This is a genomic window from Rothia sp. CCM 9417 (assembly GCF_048513575.1).
GTDB lineage: Bacteria > Actinomycetota > Actinomycetes > Actinomycetales > Micrococcaceae > Rothia.
In genome coordinates this window covers 1-3,280 of sequence record NZ_JBLXXT010000015.1, presented here as the reverse complement: position 1 = coordinate 3,280, position 3,280 = coordinate 1, and the positions used below count along the sequence as shown (strand labels likewise).

At 51.4% G+C, this 3,280-nt stretch carries 4 protein-coding genes; 1 reads left to right on the top strand and 3 read right to left on the bottom strand.

The window, feature by feature from the left end; all coding sequences use genetic code 11:
* Positions 1-101: 101 nt before the first annotated feature.
* A complete protein-coding gene (locus tag ACN082_RS10355) occupies positions 102-836 on the bottom strand; it encodes an AAA family ATPase (RefSeq protein WP_419100781.1) in 735 nt (244 codons plus the stop codon).
* Positions 837-932: 96 nt separating this feature from the next.
* On the opposite strand from ACN082_RS10355, the gene ACN082_RS10350 reads away from it, so the two are divergent.
* On the top strand, positions 933-1,118 hold the full coding sequence (locus tag ACN082_RS10350; protein WP_419100780.1) for a MerR family transcriptional regulator: 186 nt from the start codon (positions 933-935) through the stop codon (positions 1,116-1,118).
* Positions 1,119-1,378: 260 nt separating this feature from the next.
* Here ACN082_RS10350 and ACN082_RS10345 read toward each other — a convergent pair whose 3' ends face one another.
* On the bottom strand, positions 1,379-1,669 hold the full coding sequence (locus ACN082_RS10345) for a hypothetical protein (protein WP_419100779.1): 291 nt from the start codon (positions 1,667-1,669) through the stop codon (positions 1,379-1,381).
* Complete coding sequence (locus ACN082_RS10340; protein WP_419100778.1) at positions 1,669-2,865, bottom strand: inorganic phosphate transporter; 1,197 nt, start codon at positions 2,863-2,865, stop codon at positions 1,669-1,671. Before ACN082_RS10340 ends, ACN082_RS10345 begins: the two co-directional genes overlap by 1 nt.
* Positions 2,866-3,280 lie beyond the last annotated feature (415 nt).

The following is a 3,280-nucleotide window of genomic DNA, read 5'->3' as shown; positions in this document are numbered from 1 at the left end:
GTGGTGTTATGCTTCTACTCTACTACACGTTTTTTACACGCGCAACACCAGCCTATCAAATGAGCGGTTAGTTGCACCACACTATTTTTATTTTTCTTGAGCTAGCTCTCCGCCAAATACCTAAGGTAATACCCGGGTTCTTGCAAAATAGCCTGCCAGTCCCGAACCATCTCAAGTTCCCTCCAGGACCTCAAGCGCAGGCCCCACTCCCCTATTTCCCACACTTGCTCATCACGGAAGTCGGCAAGCGAAGCCAGCAGGGGGCTGTGCGTGCAGAGGATAACCTGACCTCCAGATTGCAGAAAATCTAGGATTCGCGCCAAGAGCTGGAGCTGACCGTTCAAAGAGAGACCAGATTCCGGTTCATCAAGAATCCACAGGCCGTAGTTTTCCTGAGCGTATTCCAAAAACCGTTGAGTACTCTCACCGTGAGAGAGCCTGAGCATCTTCTTGGCCCGGTCAGATTGCAGCTCTGCCAGGTACTCAAGATGTGCAAGCAAGCCTTCTGCCCGCAAGAAAAGACCGGCACGCCGCCGCGCAGCCCCGCGCACTACCTGTAAAGCAAAACCAAAAGCAGATGAATTTTCATAACCGGGCCGGGCAACCTGCGCATCACCACCACCTAGGGGTAACCCGTAGGCCTCAGCAATAGATTCCACCAGGGTTGATTTACCTGCCCCGTTTTCACCCGTTATGACGGTCAGCGCACCAAAATCCAACCCATCAAGAGCACGACGAGTGATGGCGAGATTATAGGGCCAAGCACCGCTTGGGGCAGGTTTGTCTTCAGCTCTAGCGATAATGCGTCTCAGCGGAAGGTTGAGGAATTCGGTCATAGCCTCAACTTTAGATTGCTGAGGTTTTGTGACCCAAGGCCTTAGGAAGAAAAATTATTATGACTTGCTCTCACGGAACATGAGGCTTCTAGCCTAGTGAGCACGGGAGATAAACGGTACCGAACAGTCAGCCAAACGGCCCAGCTTTTGGAACTAACAGTACGAACCCTGCACTATTGGTATGAAATACACCTACTACGCCCCAGTACACGTGGTAGTGAGAGCGCTCGTCTCTACACGGCTCAAGATATCGAGAAGGTTCAACACACCCTTATCTACTGAGCCACCGGCTCCCTGTGACTCACTCCAAGCATGTTCTTATTGCACGGGGCTAGAGCGCTAGTCCACGGTTCACTGCCCACTAGGATGCCCAAGAGCCGAGACTCACGGAATGGCTCGTTGCCGCTATCGTATCCAATGCAGCTGCCCACGGGGTAAGCATGGAGACAGCAGAGTGGGCCTAAAACTCACCCACGAAAAGGGGGTCCTGACCGACTGCAATCAGGAACCCCTTTTCCCTTGGGTGCATGCTAGGCCTTGAGCTAGCCAGCAACACCCAAAAAGTTAAAGCCGGTGTAGGCGTAGAGGAAGTCCTTAGCAATCCATAGGATACCGCTGATAACAGCGAGGACTAAAACAACAAAGATCAGATAGGCGGCAGTACGGGCAAGGAAATTCGGTTCGGTTTCAAGCACTGCGCCTTCTTCCGTTTCACCGGCGGCACCGCTCATCAGCCGTACCGCCAAGGCATACAGGGCAGGGAGTCCAGCGCCAAACACCAGGCCAGCCAAGAATACGGGGTAAATCTTATGAAAGATATCGACAATCAACATTAGGCACCGGCCTTCTCACTAGCGGGCAAGGTTTCTTTAAGCACCTCACGAGCAGTGACTGCTTCACCCGAATGCAGATCAATGTGGCTAACAGCGCTCTTGCGGGAATGAGCCCACATTAAGAAGCAGAAACCAACCAGGATTAGGAAGACAGTTGCTTCCCCCACCCAGTTACTACCGGTGAAGAGGTTGATGTAGTTACCGACAAACCAGGTGATAGCGCCGACTGCACCGGCTGCGGGCAGAGTAATAATCCAGGCGATCACCATACGGCGGGCGGTTGACCAGCGTACCTTTGCGCGACGCCCCAGGCCCGAACCAATGATGGAGCCGGTCGCTACGTGGGTTGTCGAAAGTGCCATACCAAAATGGGACGAGGTCAGAATGATAGCCGCCGAAGAACCGTCAGCTGCAAGCCCCTGGGGTCCGTCAATATCGACGATGCCTTTACCCAAGGTCTTAATGATACGCCAGCCACCCAGATAGGTTCCCAATGCGATAGCGGCGGCGCAGACAAAACGAACCCAGAAAGGAATTTCAGCATTAGGGTCAACTTCCTGGGCAGCAACCAGAGCTAGGAAGATAACGCCCATGGTCTTCTGAGCGTCGTTTGTACCGTGAGCCAAAGACATGAGAGAGGCAGCTGAAATCTGACCGAAACGGAAGTTTTTCTTCTTACGGTTAGCAGATACCTTGCGAGTTGAGGCGTACACCAGAATGGTACCGATAGCTGCAACAGCACCGGCAATCAGCGGAGCCATCAGAGCAGGAACGATGATCTTCATCAGCACACCTTCCCAGAGCACCCCATCTGTGCCAAGTGAAGCTAAGGTTGCACCGATGAGACCGCCAAAGAGGGCATGGGATGAGCTAGATGGTAGCCCCAACAGCCATGTGAAAACGTTCCATAAGATAGCGCCCACCAGACCGGTGAACACAATCAGCATGAGGCTTGCCCCATTGTCTGTGGTGTTAAGATCTACCAGGCCTTTCCCCACGGTTTTAGCCACTTCAATGGAGAGGAAAGCGCCTACCAGGTTAAGGACGGCTGAGAGAGCCACAGCTACTTTGGGCTTGAGCGCACCGGTAGCAATGGAGGATGCCATAGCGTTTGCTGTGTCATGAAATCCGTTGGTGAAGTCGAAAGCCAAAGCTGTGAGGACGACAATCGCCAGGATGATCAGTTCTGTAGTCACGTATCTATTGTTGTTGCCTCAGCAGATTTTGGAAAACTTCAACCCACCACCAGATGAGAAGAGCCTTAAATATTGTTTAAGTTTCATAAAACCCAAAAAACGCATACAAACAGGAGCGTGAGGAGGCGCCGCAGACTAGACAGAATTACGTTATTACTAGTCAAAGGTAATTTTTAAAGCCATCATTCTTTAAAACAATATCTCAAAGCAGGGCTTTTAGGGCACAAACCCACACGCTACTCTGGCAACAACAATCCTCAACACAAATTTGTTTACCTAGTGTTCACCTTAAAGCCCCGTGGCTTTTATCACCCACCCTACCCAAACTCAACCCTTAGTTGAAGTAATACAGAGTGACCTTAATACAAAAGAAAGGCCCCGATCTTTTGATCGGAGCCTTTCCATCACATTTAAT